Below are 3,020 nucleotides of genomic sequence, written 5' to 3' on the forward strand. Positions count from 1 at the left end.
TTTAAGTGTGTTCGAGTCTCTCAAATTTTCGCAATCAGAAGTGAAACATCTTCGGGTTGTGAGGTTAAGCGACTAAGCGTACACGGTGGATGCCCTGGCAGTCAGAGGCGATGAAGGACGTGCTAATCTGCGATAAGCGTCGGTAAGGTGATATGAACCGTTATAACCGGCGATTTCCGAATGGGGAAACCCAGTGTGTTTCGACACACTATCATTACGTGAATACATAGCGTAATGAAGCGAACCGGGGGAACTGAAACATCTAAGTACCCCGAGGAAAAGAAATCAACCGAGATTCCCCCAGTAGCGGCGAGCGAACGGGGAGCAGCCCAGAGTCTGAATCAGCATGTGTGTTAGTGGAAGCGTCTGGAAAGTCGCACGATACAGGGTGAAAGTCCCGTACACCAAAATGCATATGCTGTGAACTCGAAGAGTAGGGCGGGACACGTGGTATCCTGTCTGAATATGGGGGGACCATCCTCCAAGGCTAAATACTCCTGACTGACCGATAGTGAACCAGTACCGTGAGGGAAAGGCGAAAAGAACCCCGGCGAGGGGAGTGAAAAAGAACCTGAAACCGTGTACGTACAAGCAGTGGGAGCACCCTTTGGGGTGTGACTGCGTACCTTTTGTATAATGGGTCAGCGACTTATATTCTGTAGCAAGGTTAACCGAATAGGGGAGCCGAAGGGAAACCGAGTCTTAACTGGGCGTTAAGTTGCAGGGTATAGACCCGAAACCCGGTGATCTAGCCATGGGCAGGTTGAAGGTTGGGTAACACTAACTGGAGGACCGAACCGACTAATGTTGAAAAATTAGCGGATGACTTGTGGCTGGGGGTGAAAGGCCAATCAAACCGGGAGATAGCTGGTTCTCCCCGAAAGCTATTTAGGTAGCGCCTCGTGAACTCATCTTCGGGGGTAGAGCACTGTTTCGGCTAGGGGGTCATCCCGACTTACCAACCCGATGCAAACTACGAATACCGAAGAATGTTATCACGGGAGACACACGGCGGGTGCTAACGTCCGTCGTGAAGAGGGAAACAACCCAGACCGCCAGCTAAGGTCCCAAAGTCACAGTTAAGTGGGAAACGATGTGGGAAGGCTCAGACAGCCAGGATGTTGGCTTAGAAGCAGCCATCATTTAAAGAAAGCGTAATAGCTCACTGGTCGAGTCGGCCTGCGCGGAAGATGTAACGGGGCTAAACTGTGCACCGAAGCTGCGGCAGCGACACTAAGTGTTGTTGGGTAGGGGAGCGTTCTGTAAGCCGTTGAAGGTGTGTCGTGAGGCATGCTGGAGGTATCAGAAGTGCGAATGCTGACATAAGTAACGATAATGCGGGTGAAAAACCCGCACGCCGGAAGACCAAGGGTTCCTGTCCAACGTTAATCGGGGCAGGGTGAGTCGACCCCTAAGGCGAGGCCGAAAGGCGTAGTCGATGGGAAACAGGTTAATATTCCTGTACTTGGTGTTACTGCGAAGGGGGGACGGAGAAGGCTATGTTGGCCGGGCGACGGTTGTCCCGGTTTAAGCGTGTAGGTGGGAAGTTTAGGTAAATCCGGACTTCTTTTAACACTGAGACGTGATGACGAGGCACTACGGTGCTGAAGTAACAAATGCCCTGCTTCCAGGAAAAGCCTCTAAGCATCAGGTAACATCGAATCGTACCCCAAACCGACACAGGTGGTCAGGTAGAGAATACCAAGGCGCTTGAGAGAACTCGGGTGAAGGAACTAGGCAAAATGGTGCCGTAACTTCGGGAGAAGGCACGCTGATATGTAGGTGAAGCGGTTTACCCGTGGAGCTGAAATCAGTCGAAGATACCAGCTGGCTGCAACTGTTTATTAAAAACACAGCACTGTGCAAACACGAAAGTGGACGTATACGGTGTGACGCCTGCCCGGTGCCGGAAGGTTAATTGATGGGGTTAGCGGCAACGCGAAGCTCTTGATCGAAGCCCCGGTAAACGGCGGCCGTAACTATAACGGTCCTAAGGTAGCGAAATTCCTTGTCGGGTAAGTTCCGACCTGCACGAATGGCGTAATGATGGCCAGGCTGTCTCCACCCGAGACTCAGTGAAATTGAACTCGCTGTGAAGATGCAGTGTACCCGCGGCAAGACGGAAAGACCCCGTGAACCTTTACTATAGCTTGACACTGAACATTGAGCCTTGATGTGTAGGATAGGTGGGAGGCTTTGAAGTGTGGACGCCAGTCTGCATGGAGCCAACCTTGAAATACCACCCTTTAATGTTTGATGTTCTAACGTAGACCCGTGATCCGGGTTGCGGACAGTGTCTGGTGGGTAGTTTGACTGGGGCGGTCTCCTCCCAAAGAGTAACGGAGGAGCACGAAGGTTAGCTAATCCTGGTCGGACATCAGGAGGTTAGTGCAATGGCATAAGCTAGCTTGACTGCGAGCGTGACGGCGCGAGCAGGTGCGAAAGCAGGTCATAGTGATCCGGTGGTTCTGAATGGAAGGGCCATCGCTCAACGGATAAAAGGTACTCCGGGGATAACAGGCTGATACCGCCCAAGAGTTCATATCGACGGCGGTGTTTGGCACCTCGATGTCGGCTCATCACATCCTGGGGCTGAAGTAGGTCCCAAGGGTATGGCTGTTCGCCATTTAAAGTGGTACGCGAGCTGGGTTTAGAACGTCGTGAGACAGTTCGGTCCCTATCTGCCGTGGGCGCTGGAGAATTGAGGGGGGCTGCTCCTAGTACGAGAGGACCGGAGTGGACGCATCACTGGTGTTCGGGTTGTCATGCCAATGGCATTGCCCGGTAGCTACATGCGGAAGAGATAAGTGCTGAAAGCATCTAAGCACGAAACTTGCCCCGAGATGAGTTCTCCCTGACTCTTTAAGAGTCCTGAAGGAACGTTGAAGACGACGACGTTGATAGGCTGGGTGTGTAAGTGCAGCGATGCATTGAGCTAACCAGTACTAATGAACCGTGAGGCTTAACCTTACAACGCCGAAGATGTTTTGGCGAAGAGACATCGAGAAGTAAGCTTGATA

At 52.1% G+C, this 3,020-nt stretch carries 1 rRNA gene; it reads left to right on the forward strand.

Annotation, left to right across the window (positions count from 1 at the left end):
- The first annotated feature begins 62 nt into the window (after positions 1-62).
- A 23S ribosomal RNA gene (locus NMC31_RS25940) occupies positions 63-2,970 on the forward strand.
- Positions 2,971-3,020: the final 50 nt, after the last annotated feature.

Source organism: Pseudocitrobacter vendiensis, from assembly GCF_943590815.1.
Classification (GTDB): domain Bacteria; phylum Pseudomonadota; class Gammaproteobacteria; order Enterobacterales; family Enterobacteriaceae; genus Pseudocitrobacter; species Pseudocitrobacter vendiensis.